Origin of the sequence: Sphingobium baderi, from assembly GCF_001456115.1 — a bacterium.
Lineage (GTDB): Bacteria > Pseudomonadota > Alphaproteobacteria > Sphingomonadales > Sphingomonadaceae > Sphingobium > Sphingobium baderi_A.
The window spans coordinates 3075191-3092624 of sequence record NZ_CP013264.1 but is presented as its reverse complement, the minus strand read 5'-3'; the positions used below and the strand labels follow the sequence as shown (position 1 = coordinate 3092624).

The window sequence follows — 17434 nt, the reverse complement described above, 5'->3', positions numbered from 1 at the left end:
TAGGGAAATCCCGGATAGACCCGAGCCCATCCGGGTCCCTCAATGGCGGCCATGATGAACATCGCGACCCTCACCCTGAACCCGACGATCGACGTCGCCTATGAAGTCGATCATGTCTACCACACCCGTAAAATGCGGACGAAGACAGAATTCTATTCGCCGGGTGGCGGGGGAATCAACGTGGCCCGTGTCTATGTCCGGCTCGGCGGGAACGCGCGGAGCTACTATCTTTCGGGCGGTGCAACCGGCCACGCGCTCGATGGTCTGCTCGACCTGCACCAGCTGGTGCGCAACCGTATCCCGATCAAGGGGCATACCAGGGTGGCCACCGCAGTGCTCGAGCGCGAAAGCGGGAAGGAATATCGCCTCGTTCCGTCCGGACCGATGGTCGAACCTGCAGAATGGCGGCAGTGCCTCAATCAGCTCCAGACGGCACAATGTGACTATCTGGTCGCGAGCGGTTCGCTCTCACCCGGCATTCCGGATGATTTCTATGGCCAGGTCGTCGCGATGATGACGGAACGCAATATACCGGTCGTGCTCGACAGTTCAGGCGCTGGCCTGCGCGGAGGCCTTGAGCAAGGCGGCGTCTTCCTCGTCAAGCCCAGCATTGGCGAGTTGCGCCAGTTCACCGGTCGGGATCTTCCCGACACGGAGTCGGTGGGACGGGCGGCCATGCAGATCGTCGGGGGCGGTCATGCGCAATATGTGGCGGTGACGATGGGGCACGAGGGCGCTCTCCTTGCCTCGGCCGAGCGCCAACTCCTGCTTCCCGCAGTGGACATCGAGGTCAGAAGCGCGGTCGGCGCGGGCGACAGTTTCCTTTCGGCGATGGTCTTTGCTATCTCCTCAGGCTGGGAGATCGAAGAAGCGTTCCGCTTCGGCATCGCGGCAGGCGCGGCGGCCGTGATGAATCCGGGGCACGATCTTGCGCGACCCGAAGACATCCGGCGGCTCTATTCGCAGGTCCGTGCAGCCTCCTGAACCTTGCGTTGAACTTGAGCGTACTCCACCGACCAGTTCATGATCGTGGTTCCCGGTCGCGAAATTCGCGACCGGTTCGGCGCACTGCCGGTCAAGTGTTCGGCTGTTTCGATTTCACGGCGTATTATTGTTTCGCTTGATCGGAGAACTGATCGAAGGCCTCGACCGCCTGCGCGGCATACATGAGGCTGGGGCCAGCGCCCATGTAGAGCGCCATGCCCATCGTCTCCATCACTTCATCGCGCGTGGCGCCATGCTTGACGGCGGCCTTCGAATGGAAGGCAACGCAGCCGTCGCAGCGGATGGCGACCGAGATGGCAAGAGCGATCAGTTCCTTGGTCTTGGCATCGAGCGCCCCGGCCTTGGTGGCCGCAGTCGCCATGGCGGAAAAGGCCTGCATCACGTCGGGCGTGCCGAGCCGCACTTCCTTGATGGCGCCATTCAGCTCGGTCGCCATTTTCGGCCAGTCCTTGTGCATATCGTCTCCTGTAAAGTTCAGCGTCCGAGAAGGGCAAGCAGTCGGTAAGCCGCGACGATGCGATCGCTTCGCGCGCGAGCTTCGCTGACCGCTGCGGCGGTTGCCTCGCGTTCGGCATCGAGCAGATCGAGCTGGGGCTTCATCCCCACGCGAACCTCGTGGCGCACGCTGTCGCGCGCCTGTCCGGCGGCAAGGGCTTGCTGGGAAGCAGCCGCTTCGACCAGGGCGGCCGAGCGCACCCCGGAAAAGGCGCTGATCGTCTGTTCATCGACGGCGGCGCGTGCGGCGCGCATACGCGCATCGGCGGCCCTGACCGCACTATCGGATTCGGTAATCTTGGCTGAGACTCGCCCGCCCGCGAATATCTGCCAGCGCGCCCGCACGCCGACCGTGGCGGCATCGGAGCGATAATCGGGAAAGAACTGGTCACGCACCGTCGAACCTTCGGCGAAGGCGCCGATCGTGGGCAGGCGTTCGGCCCGCGCGCCCCGCGCGCCGGCCTGGGCGGCATCCAATGCCGCTTCGGCTTGCGCCAGCGCCGGGTTGTTCCCGCGGGCGCTGTCGAGCGCTTCATCGAGCGAGGCAGGCAGGACCGGACTTGCCGGAATGGGCTGGAGATCCTGCGGGGCAAGGCCAGTGAGGTTGGTGAATCGCGCATCGGCCGAGATGGCAAAGCCGCGCGCGCCTTCAAGGGCTGCCTGTGCTTCGGCAAGGCGCGCCGCCGCCTGCGCAACATCGGTGCTGGGGCTTTCGCCTGCCTTGAAGCGGAGCCGGGCCTGGCGCTGGATCTCCTCCATCTGGCCGACCATCTGTTCATAGAGCGCTATCATTCGGTGCGTGGTCAGCACGTCGCCATAGGCTTGGACCGTCGCGACAACGATCTGGCTGCGGGTCATCGTTTCACCGGCGCGTGCTGCTTCGCTGCCCGCTTTCGCCTGTGCGATCCCGGCGCTGACCCTGCCGCCCATAAAGAGGGGCTGTTCGATAGTGAGCTGCGCCGCGCGCGGCGTGACGTTGGCCGCCGGAAGCCCGAAGAAACCCTGCGGATCGAGTCGTCCATAGCCGATCGTCCCGCTCAGCGTCGCGGTTGGCAGACCCTGGCCGCGTGCTTCCCTGATCCGGGCGTCGGCCGCATCGGCATCGGCCCCCGCCGCCTCGATTTCCGGCGCGTGGTTCACGGCGGCCGCAATGGCTTCTTCAAGCGTCGTTGCCTGCGCGGGCATGGCGACACTCGCCAGCAGGCCGGCGAGCAGGGGGAGGGGGATCGTCCGCCTGAGCGTCATTTGAAGGCGGTTCCCGGACGGACGCCGAACGCCTTGAACACCATCGCAGCCGGGCAGAAACCAGTGAAGCTTGCCTGAAGCATATTGAGGCCGGCAAAGGCGGTGAGCGCGATCCACCAGGGATGCACGGTCAGCGACAGGACGACGCCGAGCAGTACGACACAACCGGCGAACGCCATCACGGCACGATCGAGAGTCATCAGTCTCACTCCTTCGCTTGGGAAACCAGAAGCCGGGGCATCAGAAACGCAGCTTGCGGATGCCCATCGCGTGCATGGCGAGCTTTTCGTAGAAGGGCTCGCTCTCGCCCTTGCGGACCTTGCGCAGGAAATATTTCTCAAAGCCGACCTTGGCCAGATGGACCCATTTGCCGCTGGACGACCAGTTGACGTTGCGCGGCGGGATCTGCGGCTGGGCGACGAAGGCGACGCCTCCGTCGCCAAAATCGGCGAGACACACCGCGTTCCACGTCGCTTCCGCCGTCGGCTCCTGGCCGTCGAGAACCAGCGAGAGATTGGCGGCGATCGCCGTGACCATGGATTCGATCATGAAACCGGTCTTGGGCACGCCCACCGGAACCGGCGTCGGGCCGGTCGGCGGGATGGCGACACAGACACCGAGCGCGAATATCTCGGGGAAGGCCGGATTGCGCTGGTGCTTGTCGACGATGATGAAGCCGCGCGGATTGGCCAGCCCTTCGATATTGCTGACCGCGGGGACGCCCCGGAACGCAGGGAGCATCATCGAGAAGCCGAAGGGCAGGTCGTGCGTCTTCTTCACCGCGCCGTCCTCGCCGACTTCCTCGACGTGCATGACGCCGGGCTCGACCTTGGTGACGCGGGCGTTGGTGATCCATTTGATGTGGCGATCACGCAGCTCGCTCTCGAGCAGCGACTTGGTATCGCCGACGCCGTCGAGCCCAAGGTGGCCGATATAGGGTTCGGGCGTCACATAGATCATCGGCACCTTGTCGCGGATCTTGCGCTTGCGCAGTTCGGTGTCGAGGATCATCGCGAATTCGTAGGCCGGGCCGTAGCAGGACGCGCCCTGCACCGCGCCGACGACGATCGGGCCGGGATTTTGTGCAAAGGCATCGAACGCATCGGCGGCGGCTGAGGCGTGGGGCGTCTGGCAGATGGAGAGGGTATGGCCGCCATGCGGACCCAGCCCCTCGATCTCGTCGAACGCGAGTTCCGGGCCGGTAGCGATTACAAGATAATCGTAATTGATGGATGAGCCGTCATTGAGTTCGAGTCGCTTTTCGCCGGCATGCAGCCGCTTCGCGCCGACCGAGGTGAAGCCGATCTTCTTTTTGGCGAACACGGGAGGGAGGTGGACCTGGATGGCTTCAGGCTCGCGCCAGCGCACGGCGACCCAGGGATTGGACGGGATGAAGTTGTAGGTATCGCTATCGGATACCGTCATCACGTCGGCGCGGTCTTTGACGGCAGCCTTGATCTCATAGGAGGCGATCGTGCCTCCCAGACCCGCGCCCAGCACCACGATCAAAGGCTTGCCCATCTGCGATCCTTCCATGTCTCAATGGCATTGACGAATATCATCATTACACGTTATATGCAAATAACAAAGTTGAGGAAGCTGCCATGTTCGGATTCAAGAAACGTGATGCCCACCGTGAGATCGGCCCCGCCGAGCTGGACGCCATGCTGAAGGGCGGCAAGGCGCTCCTGATCGACGTGCGCGAGACAGGCGAGTTCGCCGCCGGCCACATACTGGGCGCAATAAACATGCCACTGTCGGGCTTTTCACCTCGTAACATCCCTGATCCCAAGGGCCGGACTGTCGTGCTGCAATGCGCGGGCGGAAAGCGCTCGGGCCAGGCACTCGATCAATGCGCGGCGGCGCAGAGCGCGATCGACACCCACCTCGCTGGCGGGATCGGTGCGTGGAAAGACGCCGGCTTCCCGGTCGTTGGTGATTGAGAGCCTGAAAGAGAACCAAAAAAGAGGGGTATCGGCGGCATGATGAGCGGCAGGGGCAAGTGGCTCTGGTTGGCGGGCGCCGCGCTGGCGCTGTCGGCATGCGGGAGCAAGCCGGAGCAGGAGCAGGCGGCGGCGACGCTACCCGCCGGGGAAACTCTGCGGCTCGCCGCAACCGAAATCCCGGACATGAAGGTAGTCGGCGCGGAGATCGCCACGCGCGACCAGGCCGAAGTGCTCGCCCGCATCCCCGGCATCCTCACGTCGCTTTCCGTCCGTGCCGGCGACACGGTGCAAAAGGGCCAGCGGATCGGCATGATCGTCGATTCGCGGCTCGGCTATGAGACAAGCGCCTATGGCGCCCAGACCGCCGCCGCCCAGGCCGAAGCCGCGCGGACCAATGCCGATCTCGCCCGCATTCGCGATCTCTATGGCCAAGGCGTCTATGCCAAGGCGCGCCTGGATCAGGCCGTTGCGGCCGCGCGCGCGGCCGATGCGCAGGTTGCTGCCGCTCGGGCGCAGCAGGGCGCAAGCGTCAGCGTCGCGGGGCAGGGGGCGGTGATCGCCCCGGCGAGCGGTCGGGTGCTTCGCGCCGATATTCCCGCCGGATCACCGGTGGCGCCGGGCATGTCGATCGCGACGGTTACCGCGGGGCCGCCGGTGCTGCGGTTGATGCTGCCGGAGTCGGTTGCCGGACAGGTCCATCCCGGTGCGCGCGTGATCGTCAATGAAGCGGATATGCCGTCCGGGCAGCGCGAAGGCAGTGTGGCGCAGGTCTATCCCGCGATCACTGGCGGCCAGGTCCGCGTCGATGCGACTTTGCCTGGGCTTTCCACCCAATTCATCGGCCGCCGCGTGAGCGCGTCGGTCGAGATCGGCACGCGCAAGGCGCTGGTCGTGCCGCGCTCCTTCATCACCACGCGCTATGGCATGGATCAGGTGCAGATCGTCGCGGAAGGCAAGCGGCTCAGCATGGTGCCGGTCCAGATCGCGCCGACGGCCGATCCCGCCCTGGTCGAGATATTGAGCGGTGCGGCCGCCGGCGACGTGCTGTTCGCCCCCGGTAAGCCGGCCAAGGCTCCGCGGCCATGAATCTCGGTGTTTCCGGTCGCCTCACCAGGGCCACTATCGCTTCCCCCCTGACGCCGCTGTTTCTGCTGGCGGCGATCGCTGTCGGTCTGCTGGCTCTTCTTTCCATCCCAAGGGAGGAGGAACCGCAGATCAGCGTGCCGATGGTGGACATTCAGGTGATGGCGCCCGGCCTGTCCGCCGCCGATGCGACCGAGCTGGTGGGCATTCCGCTCGAAACCATCGTCAAGAGCGTCGACGGGGTGGAGCATGTCTATACCCAGGCGCAGGACGATGGCGTAATGGTGACGGCGCGCTTCCTCGTCGGGTCGAACCCGGAGGATGCAGCGATCCGCATCGAGGAGAAGCTGCGCGCCAATTGGGATCGTAAGCCGGTCGGCATCCCCGATCCCAAGGTGACGGTGCGCGGCATTAACGACGTTCCCGCTGTCGTCCTGACCCTTGCCCCCAAGCCCGGCGCGGCAGGGCAGTGGAACGATGCCAGCCTCTACGAACTCGCCGCGAAGCTGCGCACCGAGATCGCCAAGGTCGACAATGTCGGGATCAGCTTCCTCGTCGGTGGCCGCCCCGAGGAAATCCGCATTGCGCCCGATCCGGCCAGGCTCCGCCAGTATGGCGTGCCGCTGGGGAGCGTGATCGAGGCCGCGAGCCAGGCCAATCGGTCCTTTCCGCTGGGTAATATCCGCGAGGACGGCAAGGCGGTCGGCGTCACGGCGGGCCGCACCCTGTCATCGGCGCAGGAGGTCGGACTTCTGACCGTGCGCTCTGCCTCCGGCTCGCCCGTCTATCTGCGCGACGTTGCCAGCGTAACGCAGGGGCCGCGCGAGGATCAGGCGCGGGCGTGGCGCTGGGCGAAGGAGGAAAACGGCAAGTGGCATAGCGCCCCCGCCGTCAGCATCGCCTTCGCCAAGCGCGCCGGCGCCAATGCCGTGGTGGTGTCCGATGCGATCCTCGAGCGCGTCGAGAGCCTGAAAGGCAAGCTCATCCCCGATGACGTCACGGTCGCCGTCACCCGCAACTATGGCGAGACGGCGAACGAGAAGGCCAACGAGCTGCTGTTCCATCTGGCGCTGGCGACCGTCTCCATCGTCGTGCTGATCGGCTTCGCGATCGGGTGGCGCGAGGCGGGCGTGACCGCCGTGGTCATTCCGACGACGATCCTGCTGACCATGTTCGCCTCGAACCTCATGGGCTACACCATCAACCGCGTCAGCCTGTTCGCGCTGATCTTCTCGATCGGCATCCTCGTCGACGACGCGATCGTCATGATCGAGAATATCGCGCGCCATTGGGCGATGGACGATGACCGCAACCGTACCCAGGCCGCGATCGAGGCGGTGGCGGAGGTCGGCAATCCCACGGTGGTCGCGACATTGACCGTGGTTGCGGCGCTGCTGCCGATGCTGTTCGTTTCCGGCCTGATGGGCCCCTACATGGCTCCCATCCCGGTCAATGCGTCGGCGGCGATGATCTTTTCCTTCTTCGTCGCCGTGGTCATTGCGCCGTGGCTGATGATCCGTTTTGCCCGCAAGACGCTCGGCTCTGGCCACGGCCATGACGAGAGCGGCGGCAAGCTGGGGCAGCTCTATGCCCGTGTCGCGCATCGCGTCATCGATACGAAGAAGTCCGCCCGCAATTTCCTGATCGCGGTGGGCGTGGCGACACTGGTCGCCTGCTCGATGTTCTATTTCAAGGCCGTTACCGTGAAGCTGCTGCCCTTCGACAACAAGTCGGAGGTTCAGGTCGTGGTCGATATGCCCGAAGGCACCGCGCTCGAAAACACGGGCCGCGTGCTGGAAGATGTTGCCGGCGTGGTGCGAGGCTTGCCCGAAGCGACGGCGATGGAGGCCTATGTCGGCACATCGGCGCCGTTCAACTTCAACGGCCTTGTCCGCCATTATTTCCTGCGCTCGCAGCCCGAGCAGGGCGATGTGATGGTGACGCTGCTGCCCAAGGGGGATCGCAGCCGGTCCAGCCATCAGATTGCGCTCGACCTGCGCCAGCGGCTGAAGGCGCTGCGCTTGCCCAATGGCGCATCTATCAAGGTGGTCGAGACGCCTCCAGGACCGCCCGTCCTCGCGACCCTGCTGGCCGAGGTCTATGGCCCCGACGAAGTCACGCGCCAGAAGACAGCGTCCGAGCTGGAAAAGATCTTCAAGTCCGTCCCCTTCATCGTCGACGTGGACAACAGCTTCGGCGAGGCGCGCCCGAAGCTCCGCCTCGACGTGCAGCGCGACCGGCTCGATTATTACGGCCTTTCCCAGCGGCAGGTCGCCGACAGCATCGGTATGCTCATGGGGAGCCAGACTGTCGGCTACGCGCCGCGCGGCGATGGCCGCAGCCCACTACCGATTACAATCGCGCTGGAACAGAAGGACCGCAGCTGGACGCAAGCCTTGTCGAGTATGCCTGTCGCACAGACGCCGGGCGGCCAGCTCATCGACCTTGGCGCGGTGGTCGAAGCGCGCACCGAGACGGGGAGTCCTGCGATCTTCCGCCGTGACGGTCGATATGCCGACATGGTCACGGCCGAGCTGGCCGGAGCCTATGAAGCGCCGATCTACGGCATGATCGAAGTGAACCGCGCGGTCGATGCCTATGACTGGGCGGCCAAGGGCCTCCAGAAGCCGGAAATCCGTCTCAACGGTCAGCCCGAGGATGAGAGCGTGCCGTCCCTGCTCTGGGATGGCGAATGGGAGATCACCTGGGTCACGTTCCGCGACATGGGCGGCGCCTTCATGGTCGCGCTGCTGGCGATCTACATCATCGTCGTCGCGCAGTTCAAAAGCTTCCGCCTGCCGCTCGTGATCCTGACGCCGGTGCCGCTCACGCTGGTCGGGATCGTCATTGGCCACATGCTGTTCCGTGCACCGTTTACGGCAACCTCGATGATAGGGTTCATCGCGCTCGCCGGTATCATCGTGCGCAACTCGATCCTGCTGGTCGACTTCATCCGCCATTCGGCCACGCCGGACAAATCGCTGCGCGACGTGCTGCTGGAAGCCGGCACGATCCGGTTCAAGCCGATCGTTCTCACGGCCGCCGCGGCGATGATTGGCGCGGCCGTGATCCTGACCGATCCGATCTTTCAGGGTTTGGCGATCTCGCTGCTGTTCGGCCTTGCGTCCTCGACGCTGCTGACCGTGCTGGTTATTCCGGCCATTTACATCGTGCTTCGAGATGATGGGAAACCCGCGACCAGATGATGCCGCTTGAGACGCCCCTTGCACAACTCGCCGAGCACGCCGCCCATGCGGCGAGCGTGCTGAAGCTGCTGGCCAATGAACAGCGTCTGCTGATCCTGTGCCGGCTGACCCAGGGCGAATTCTCCGTCGGGGAGATGGTGGAGTTGTGCGGGCAATCGCAATCCAGCGTGTCCCAGCATCTGGGGAAATTGCGAGAAGGGGGTCTGGTCAAGACCCGGCGCGAGGCGACGACGATCTACTACAGCCTTGCTGACAGCGACGTCCGCAAGTTGATCGACATGCTCTGCGATCGCTTCGGTCCCGGTGCTGGACAATCCTGAGAAATCCGATGCGACGCGCCGTCCTTCCGCTCCTGTCCATGGTCTCTCTCGGGGCTTGCGCCTCGAATGAGCCGCCGTCGGATCCGGCGGTGATGGTGCAGGAGGCACAAGCGCGCTCCGATATCCTGGCCGACCGCTTCCAGAAGGAATTATTGAGCGCGCTGACCGCCGCGATGGCGGCGGATGGTCCGCAAGGCGCGATCAGCGTCTGTTCGAGCATAGCGCCCGCGCTCGCCGCGCAGATCTCCGAGGAAAGCGGAGCGACCGTCCGGCGCACGGCGCTGCGCACGCGTAATCCCGCTGCCAGTCCTGACGCTACCGAACGCCGCGTCATGGAGAGCTGGGCCGCCGCGCCGTTTGGCGTCGACGGCAAGCCCAGGCGCTGGTCGGCGTATGAGGGCGGGCAATATCGCTATATGCGCGCCATACCGACCATGCCCATGTGCCTCGCTTGCCATGGCGAGAATGTCGCCCCGGAGGTGATGGCGGCGATCCGCGCGCATTATCCCGCAGATCAGGCGACGGGTTTTGCTTCCGGCCAGCTTCGGGGCGCCTTTTCGATCCGGTGGGAGGAGGCAGCCCTGGCGCGTGCGATCAAAGGCGGGGAGGGCGCGCAGCGAGGTCTGCACCCATGACGATCTTGCGCGCGCTTGCGCTGGCCCGATTTTACAGCGCTGCGGCAGCTGTCGCCTACCGCTCAGCGGCGCCGTGATCGCCAGAGTGCTTTGCCATCAGGTTCGGCCCGGCAGCATTCGGCGCAAGGTATCATCCTTGACGATGTAATGATGGAAGAGAGCGGCAAGGGCGTGAAAGCCGATCAGGAAATATCCGATGGTCCCGACTGTCTCGTGCCAATCCTTCATCTGTCCCGCCAGGGCTTTGCTCTGGCCGACAAGAGCCGGCAGTTCCAGACCGAAGAATGGAATCGGCTTGCCCGACGCACTCAGGATCACCCAGCCCGCCAAGGGCATCGCCAGCATGAACGCGTAGAGTGCGAGATGCGTCGCATTGGCTAAAAGCGTCTGCCATGACGGCGGTTCCGGCGTGATCGGGGGGGTGCGCTGGCTGAGGCGTGCCAGCAGGCGGATGATCGCCAGCGCCAGAACGGTGAGTCCGAGTATGAAATGCCAGGTTTTCAGCCCCTCGCGGATGTCGGTTCCCTTGGGATAGTTCTCCCGCAGGAGAATGGTAGCGTAAACGACCGAGATCAGCAGCACCATGAGCCAGTGCAGAGTGATCGACAGGGAAGAGAAGCGGTTACGGATATCGGTTGTACTCATGGCGAACCTCCCATCAATTTTCATATTGCCAGCGAGATGAGAAAAATGCCTTGATCCTTCTCAAGAAGCTTTGCGCCGAACAACCGCAATAACCGGTCAGCTGCGCTTGCGGACAAATTCCGCACGAAGCACCAAACCTTTGATGCCTTCATACCGGCAGTCGATTTCCTGCGGGTCATCCGTGAGGCGGATCGACTTTATCAGCGTTCCCCGCCTCAGAGTCTGGCCGGCGCCCTTGACGACCAGATCCTTGATCAACGTGACCTGGTCGCCGTCGGCAAGCAGGTTGCCCACGGCATCGCGGACTTCGATCCGGTCCGCGGTGGCGCGCCGTTCCTTCAGTTCGGATGCAGCCATCCATTCACCGGATTCTTCATCGTAGACATATTCATCTTCGCTCATGGAGTTCTCCATCGGTCAGGAATGTGCGTCAGGCACCGAACAGATCGCGTTCAATCAGCCAGGCGCGCATTGCCAGCAATGCGGCGACGAGGGCAGCCACGGCAAAGGCTCTGGCGTCGAGCGTGATCCACGCAACAGCGCCTGCAAGCCCGCCAATAAGGAAGACCAGCCAAAAGGATGCATGCAAGCCAAGCTGGCGATAGTTCGCGTGATGCCGTCCGCCGGCCAATGCCTCCCCGAACCGCACGACCTGCGTGGAGGGCGAAATAGCCTCCTGCAGGTCGGGATCATCCCTCTCAAAAGTGCAATGAGCACTACCCATGGCCATCGCGATCAGCACGGCCGGGATGATCGCCAGATGCGAGAGGAATGTCAGATAGGCGGCGGCCAACGCGATTGCGGTACAAACGAGCGCGATTGTGCGCCGGTACCGGCCTAGCCAGTGCGTAATCAAGGTCGTGAGGACCACACCCCCCACGAAGCTGAAGATCATTCCGCCCACAAATTTCGTGATACCAAAGCCACCGGGAAGGCTCGTGCCCAGAACAGTGGCGTTGGCCTCGGGCGAGGCAAGGAAGACGTGCCCGAATGCCAGAAAGCCGGCTGCATTGATCGCGCCGGCAAGGGCCGCCAGCATGGCGGCCAGTTGGACCAGCGCGCGCTGCGCTCTGCCGATATCCAGGGAGCTGGGCCGTCTGCCTGTCCGATCCGGTTCGCTCATGCTCGCCTCTTACGCATCCTGGCTCGGCAATCGCTCGATCACGAGTGCAATGCCTTGTCCGCCGCCAATGCACATGGTCACAAGCCCGTAGCGGCCGCCAATACGCTCGAGCTCGTAAAGCGCCTTGATGGTGATGATGGCGCCGGTTGCCCCGACGGGATGCCCAAGTCCAATGCCGCTGCCATTGGGATTGACCTTCTCGGGCGGGAAATCGAGCAGTTTGGCGACCGCGCAAGCCTGCGCGGCAAAAGCCTCGTTCGCCTCGATCACGTCGATGTCGTCAAGCGATAGTCCGGCCCGCTTGAGGGCGATGGGCACGGCTTCGACGGGACCGAGCCCCATCACTTCGGGGGCAACACCGGCATGTCCCCAGCTTACAACCCTGGCGCGGGGTGTCAGGCCGTGTCTCTCGGCGGCGGCGGCGGAAGCCAGCACCAGAGCCGCGCCAGCGTCGTTGATGCCGCTGGCGTTGCCCGCCGTTACGGTCCCGCCATCCTTGCGGAAGATGGGCGTGAGTGCGCCGAGGCCTTCGCTGGAAACGTCGGTGCGCACATGCTCGTCGGCCTCGAACATAAAGGTGCCGCTACGGCCCTTGACCTCGACGGAAACGATCTGCTCGCGAAAACGGTCTTCCTGCTGTGCTCTTGCTGCCCGGCGATGGCTTTCGGCCGCCAGCGCGTCCTGCTCGGCCCGGGTGATGCCATGACGTTCGGCAACGTTCTCGGCAGTGACCCCCATGTGACCTGCACCGAACGGATCGCTCAGCGTCGCGTTCATCGCGTCGATCATCATTTCATCGCCCATCCTGCGCCCCCAGCGCAGGCCCTTGAGAACGTGTGGGGATTGGCTCATGCTCTCGACACCGCCAGCAACGGCGATGTCACACTCGGCCAATGCGATCATTTGGGCGGCGGAAATAATCGCCTGCACACTCGATCCGCAAAGGCGGTTCAGGGTGAGCGCCGGGGTCCGATCGGGAATCCCCGCCGCGATAGCGGCAATTCGCGAGACATATGCATCGCTGGGTTCGCTTTGAATGACCTGGCCAAGGACAACATGCTCGACATGGCCTGGTTCGATTCCGGCCCGCTTGATGGCTTCGGCAATGACGATGCGGCCAAGCTCCCACGGCGCGACGTCCTTAAGGCTGCCTCCAAAATCCCCGATAGCGGTGCGCACACCCGACAGGATCACGACGTCGTTCAAATTTCCTTCCTTTCGACAATATGTTCGCCCGAACCGCAGCAGGGTGCGCCGATCAGTGCGGCTGAGTTTTGGGCGCTTCGAGCAAGCTGACCGCGAGCGACTGGGCGCTGGCGAAGTCCGCGGCATAGAAAAGCTTGTCCGAACCAGCTTCCAGGTGAACGCGCGCAAGCATCGACTTCGGTTGCGGCTGCACGCCGGACAACACGACCGTTGCGCCGGCGACGCGCGCTTGTTCGATGAACTGTTCGAGCGCCTGGACGCCGCTTGCATCGAGCAGGGGAACGAGCCGCATGCGCAGGATGATGACTTTGGGCGACTGACCGACGCGGCGCAGCGTATCGAGCAGTTCGCCTGCTACGCCGAAGAAGAACGGGCCGGTGATCCGGAACACCTCGACACCCTCCGGCAACGCGTCGCGCTGGTGAACGTCTTCGGAATCGAGATCGATGTCCTGCCGGCCGCTGCTGTCGACCTCGACAGCCTCGCTCATGCGGGCCATGAAGAGGAGCGAGGCCAGAGTTACGCCGACGCCGATTGCGACGGTGAGATCCACCAGTACCGTCAGGCCGAATGTCAGTAGCAGCACGGCCCGGTCGCTGTTGGGCATGTGCAGCAAGGCAATGAACCGCTCATATTCACTCATGCCCCAGGCGACCATGAACAGGATCGCGGCAAGCGCGGCCATGGGTACGAATGCCATCAGGTCCGTGGCGAACAGGATGAACAGAAGAAGGAACACGGCATGCATGATTCCGGCAACCGGGGTTCTGGCCCCGGAGCGGATATTGGTGGCGGTACGCGCAATCGCGCCCGTCGCGGGTAGCCCACCGAACAGGGCGGATCCGATATTGGCGACGCCCTGGCCGATCAATTCCTGGTTGGAGCGATGCCGCGTTCCGGCCATGCCATCGGCGACGACGGCCGACAGCAGGGCTTCGATGCCGGCGAGAAATGCAATGGTGAATGCCGAAGGCATCACCGCATTGATCTTGGCGAAGGTGAATTCCGGCAGGGACGGCATCGGCAGGCCGGAAGGAATGTCCGGGAAGCGGGAGCCGATAGTGTCGACCGGGAGCTTGAGCAGAGCGACGGCGAGGGAACTTACCACGACCGCGATCAGGAACCCGGGCAGTCTGGGCGCGAGTTTGCGCAGCACGATGATGGTCGCAAGTGCTCCGACCCCGACGCCTAGAGTTGCCCAACTGGTGCTCGGCAGAGCGGCGAGATAGGACTGCCATTTGGGCAGGAACTCAGCCGGGACCTCGGTCATCGAGAGCCCGAGGAAGTCCTTCACCTGACTCGAGGCAATGATAACGGCGATCCCCGCGGTGAATCCGGTGACGACCGGATGGGGGATGAATTTGATCATCTGCCCGAGGCGAAACGCACCGGCGGCAATGAGGATGATGCCTGCCAGGAGCGTCGCGATCAGCAGCCCATCATAGCCGTGCTGGGCGATAACATTGAAAATGACGACGACAAAGGCGCCCGTGGGTCCGCCGACCTGGACCCGCGATCCGCCGAGCGCGGAAATCAGGAACCCCGCCACCACGGCCGTGACAAGCCCCTTGTCGGGAGAAGCGCCGCTGGCGATGCCCAGGGCCATGGCAAGAGGCAGCGCGACGATCGCGACCGTCAGGCCCGCTATGGCGTCGGCGCGGAAGGTCTGAGCGGTGTACCCTTCGCGCAAGGTCGTGATGAGCTTGGGCGTATAGGCTTTCGCGCTCACCTGACCGGTTCCTCCGCCTTGTCATAGAGAAGCGACTGCCCCTGGCCGCCGGACTTTCCCGCGGTCGTTTCGCGCAGACGCACACCGCGGCCCACGCCCGTGCTGGGCGCATTCTCGCCCAGCAGTTCGATGCCTGCGCCTTCCAGCGCGGTGATCACCTTGACCAGCGTGTCGACCACACCGCGCACTTGGCCATCGGATGATTCCATGCGCTGGATGGTCGGCAGGGAGAGGCCGGCCAGCGCGGCGAGCTGGCGTTGATCAAGTCCGAGGAGGGCGCGCGCGGCGCGCATTTGCTGCGACGTGATCATGTTGGCTCCATGATGTTTAATACATCAAATATCACTCTTAACAAATTAGGAGGGAGTTGTATATGTGCATTGTACCGGATAATCGATCACACGCGCTTTGTCGGGGTGAGGTATTTCCGCGTCTGAGAAAGCCGATGGTCTTGAGGGCTGCGACCTTCGAGCCTCCAGATCGGAGATGAGCAAATGATCGTGGAGAAAAAGCACCGCCGCAAAGGTGCAGGTCGACAGGCGCCGCCATCGGATGCCCCGGCGGCGGCGAGTCCGGTGTCGCAACCCGATCGTCTTCGGCGCCCGAAGCTCAGGCTGAAACTTCCCGTCGGAACAGGTTCGGGCGACGCCCGATCCGCCTGCTTCCTTCCAACCCGATCCGAAAGGCCACACAGCAAAATCACGCAGATCCCCGCAGCTTTGGACATCACGGTCAAATCCGGTGGGACGCTTCACGAAAATCTCGATACGCCCGAACTCGTCGAGATCGCCTTGCGGCGCGGTGAAGGCCGCCTGTCCGAGCATGGCGCCTTCGTGGTTGAAACCGGAAAACATACCGGCCGTTCGGCCCAGGACAAATTCATCGTCCGTGATGAGGTCACCAGGGATGATGTCTGGTGGGGGGCTTCCAACAAGCCGATGTCGGAAGAAGCCTTCGCCAATCTGCGCGAGGATTTCCTCAAGCATCTTGCCGCACTCGACGACGTCTTCGTCCAGGATCTGTTCGGCGGCTCGCAGCCGGAATTCCGTGTCGGAGTCCGGGTCGTCACGGAACTGGCCTGGCACTCGCATTTCGTGCGCACCATGCTGGTTAGGCCGACGGCGGATGAACTCACGCATTTCACGGCGGATTACACCATCATCGACTTGCCCGGCTTCCGCGCCGATCCCGAACGCCATGGCTGCCGGTCGGAAACCATCATCGCGATCGATTTCACCCACCGGCTGATCCTGATCGGCGGCACCGGCTATGCCGGCGAGATGAAGAAGGCGGTGTTCTCGGTGCTGAACTATGTGCTGCCGCAAAAGGGCGTCATGCCGATGCATTGTTCGGCGAACATCGGTCCCGATGGCGACACCGCGATCTTCTTCGGCCTCTCGGGCACCGGCAAGACCACTTTGTCCGCTGATGTTTCGCGCACGCTGATCGGCGACGACGAGCATGGCTGGTCGGACAGCGCCGTCTTCAATTTCGAAGGCGGCTGCTACGCCAAGATGATCCGTCTCTCGGCCGAGGCGGAGCCTGAAATCCATGCGACCACCCGCCGCTTCGGTACGATCCTCGAGAATGTCGTCATGGATCCGGAAACCCGCGCACTCGACCTCGACGACGCCTCGCTCGCCGAGAACAGCAGGGGCGCCTATCCGATCCACTTCATCCCCAATGCCTCCGCCGAGAACATGGGGCCGGTGCCGAAGAACATCATCATGCTGACGGCCGATGCCTTCGGCGTGCTCCCGCCCATCGCGAAGCTAACGCCCGAACAGGCGATGTATCATTTCCTGTCCGGCTACACAGCCAAGGTCGCGGGCACCGAACTCGGTGTCACCGAACCCGAAGCGACGTTCTCGACCTGCTTTGGCGCGCCGTTCATGCCGCGGCATCCCAGCGTCTACGGCAATCTGCTTCGCAAGCGTATCGCCGCGGGGAATGTCGATTGCTGGCTGGTCAACACCGGCTGGACCGGCGGCCAATATGGAACGGGATCGCGGATGCCGATCAAGGTGACGCGCGCACTGCTCAATGCTGCGCTTTCCGGGACTCTCGAAGGCGCACAGTTCCGCACCGATCCCAACTTCGGCTTCGTGGTCCCCGTTGCTGTAGAGGGTGTGGATTCGAGTATTCTCGACCCGCGTTCCACCTGGGCTGATGGGGCCGCCTATGACGGCACGGCGCGTTCCCTGGTCGACCGCTTCAAGCGCAACTTCACGCAGTTTGTCGCTCATGTCGACGAAAGCATCCGCGCGGCGGCCCCTCCCGGATGGTTCGATGCCTGACCTCATCCGGTTCCCCTTTGACAAGTTTCACGAAAAGCCAGAATCCATGCCCGCTCATGAACAGGGATCGGTAACCGGCAAGCTTGTCTTGCCGGTCACAGGTTGGGCCGCGATCCTGCGCGGGTTGCGCGGGCGATGCCCCCGGTGCGGCGAGGCGCGCCTGTTCATGCGGTTCCTGAAACCGATCCCTCATTGCCCGCAATGCGGCCAGGACTGGACGCATCAGCAAGCTGATGATTTCCCGGCCTATGTCTCGATCTTCGTGACGGGGCATCTGATGGCGCCGCTCATTATCGCCGTGACCAGTCGCGCGGAAATGTCCGTGCCGATGTTGATGGCGATCCTGCTTCCGTTGGCGTTGCTCCTGATGGTCGGGCTGCTTCAGCCCGCCAAGGGAGCCATCATTGCCTTGCAGTGGTGGTTCGGCATGCATGGGTTTCGCAGGGAACGCCCGGGAGCAATTCCGGACGACGCCGATACATGATCTTCAGCTTCGGCC

Annotated in this window: 18 protein-coding genes; 8 read left to right on the top strand and 10 right to left on the bottom strand. The window is 63.7% G+C overall.

What is annotated here, in order from left to right; translation table 11 throughout:
- The first annotated feature begins 51 nt into the window (after positions 1–51).
- On the top strand, positions 52–984 hold the full coding sequence (locus ATN00_RS15140; RefSeq protein WP_030090330.1) for a 1-phosphofructokinase family hexose kinase: 933 nt from the start codon (positions 52–54) through the stop codon (positions 982–984).
- A 124-nt stretch (positions 985–1108) separates the two neighbouring features.
- Here the strand turns inward: ATN00_RS15140 and ATN00_RS15135 are convergent, their stop codons facing one another.
- From ATN00_RS15135 to ATN00_RS15120, 4 genes are read right to left on the bottom strand one after another with little or no spacing between them, the layout of a single operon-like run.
- A complete protein-coding gene (locus tag ATN00_RS15135) occupies positions 1109–1441 on the bottom strand; it encodes a carboxymuconolactone decarboxylase family protein (protein ID WP_231746297.1) in 333 nt (110 codons plus the stop codon).
- A 38-nt stretch (positions 1442–1479) separates the two neighbouring features.
- Positions 1480–2745 (bottom strand): TolC family outer membrane protein, encoded by a 1266-nt coding sequence (locus tag ATN00_RS15130; protein ID WP_030090332.1) that lies wholly within the window; start codon positions 2743–2745, stop codon positions 1480–1482.
- Entirely contained in the window at positions 2742–2945 is a 204-nt protein-coding gene (locus tag ATN00_RS15125) for a YgaP family membrane protein (RefSeq protein ID WP_021246224.1), read from the bottom strand. Before ATN00_RS15125 ends, ATN00_RS15130 begins: the two co-directional genes overlap by 4 nt.
- Positions 2946–2985: 40 nt before the next feature.
- Positions 2986–4266, bottom strand: a complete 1281-nt coding sequence (locus tag ATN00_RS15120; RefSeq protein ID WP_030090333.1) for an NAD(P)/FAD-dependent oxidoreductase — start codon at positions 4264–4266, stop codon at positions 2986–2988.
- An 83-nt stretch (positions 4267–4349) separates the two neighbouring features.
- Here ATN00_RS15120 and ATN00_RS15115 point away from each other — a divergent pair, with 83 nt between their 5' ends.
- The 5 genes from ATN00_RS15115 to ATN00_RS15095 all read left to right on the top strand — a co-directional run bounded on the left by ATN00_RS15115 (position 4350) and on the right by ATN00_RS15095 (position 9935).
- Complete coding sequence (locus ATN00_RS15115) at positions 4350–4688, top strand: rhodanese-like domain-containing protein (RefSeq protein ID WP_021246226.1); 339 nt, start codon at positions 4350–4352, stop codon at positions 4686–4688.
- Positions 4689–4727: 39 nt separating this feature from the next.
- Positions 4728–5777, top strand: coding sequence for an efflux RND transporter periplasmic adaptor subunit (locus ATN00_RS15110; protein WP_030090334.1), 1050 nt, complete (start codon positions 4728–4730; stop codon positions 5775–5777).
- On the top strand, positions 5774–8980 hold the full coding sequence (locus ATN00_RS15105) for an efflux RND transporter permease subunit (protein ID WP_030090335.1): 3207 nt from the start codon (positions 5774–5776) through the stop codon (positions 8978–8980). The genes ATN00_RS15110 and ATN00_RS15105 overlap by 4 nt, the downstream gene beginning before the upstream one ends.
- Positions 8977–9300 carry an ArsR/SmtB family transcription factor gene (locus ATN00_RS15100; RefSeq protein WP_030090336.1) on the top strand — a complete coding sequence of 108 codons (324 nt, stop codon included), beginning with the start codon at positions 8977–8979 and terminating at the stop codon, positions 9298–9300. Before ATN00_RS15105 ends, ATN00_RS15100 begins: the two co-directional genes overlap by 4 nt.
- A 92-nt stretch (positions 9301–9392) precedes the next feature.
- Positions 9393–9935, top strand: coding sequence for a Tll0287-like domain-containing protein (locus ATN00_RS15095; RefSeq protein ID WP_231746296.1), 543 nt, complete (start codon positions 9393–9395; stop codon positions 9933–9935).
- A 96-nt stretch (positions 9936–10031) separates the two neighbouring features.
- Here the strand turns inward: ATN00_RS15095 and ATN00_RS15090 are convergent, their stop codons facing one another.
- From ATN00_RS15090 to ATN00_RS15065, 6 genes are all read right to left on the bottom strand, one after another.
- A complete protein-coding gene (locus ATN00_RS15090; protein ID WP_030090338.1) occupies positions 10032–10580 on the bottom strand; it encodes a cytochrome b in 549 nt (182 codons plus the stop codon).
- Positions 10581–10676: 96 nt separating this feature from the next.
- Positions 10677–10982: an alkylphosphonate utilization protein gene (locus tag ATN00_RS15085; protein ID WP_030090339.1), complete on the bottom strand. Its 306-nt coding sequence runs from the start codon at positions 10980–10982 to the stop codon at positions 10677–10679.
- A 28-nt stretch (positions 10983–11010) separates the two neighbouring features.
- The gene (locus ATN00_RS15080) at positions 11011–11703 is read right to left on the bottom strand and encodes a DUF1275 family protein (RefSeq protein WP_030090340.1); all 693 of its coding nucleotides are present in this window, start codon (positions 11701–11703) and stop codon (positions 11011–11013) included.
- Between the two features lie 9 nt (positions 11704–11712).
- Complete coding sequence (gene bktB, locus ATN00_RS15075; RefSeq protein ID WP_030090341.1) at positions 11713–12909, bottom strand: beta-ketothiolase BktB; 1197 nt, start codon at positions 12907–12909, stop codon at positions 11713–11715.
- Positions 12910–12961: 52 nt separating this feature from the next.
- On the bottom strand, positions 12962–14638 hold the full coding sequence (locus ATN00_RS15070; RefSeq protein ID WP_037446394.1) for a SulP family inorganic anion transporter: 1677 nt from the start codon (positions 14636–14638) through the stop codon (positions 12962–12964).
- Entirely contained in the window at positions 14635–14949 is a 315-nt protein-coding gene (locus ATN00_RS15065) for a helix-turn-helix domain-containing protein (RefSeq protein ID WP_030091389.1), read from the bottom strand. The genes ATN00_RS15070 and ATN00_RS15065 overlap by 4 nt, the downstream gene beginning before the upstream one ends.
- A 183-nt stretch (positions 14950–15132) precedes the next feature.
- Between ATN00_RS15065 and ATN00_RS15060 the strand changes: the two genes are divergently transcribed.
- Both ATN00_RS15060 and ATN00_RS15055 read left to right on the top strand, forming a co-directional pair.
- Positions 15133–16935, top strand: a complete 1803-nt coding sequence (locus ATN00_RS15060; RefSeq protein ID WP_231746295.1) for a phosphoenolpyruvate carboxykinase — start codon at positions 15133–15135, stop codon at positions 16933–16935.
- 46 nt (positions 16936–16981) lie between these two features.
- Entirely contained in the window at positions 16982–17419 is a 438-nt protein-coding gene (locus ATN00_RS15055) for a DUF983 domain-containing protein (RefSeq protein ID WP_051743820.1), read from the top strand.
- Positions 17420–17434 lie beyond the last annotated feature (15 nt).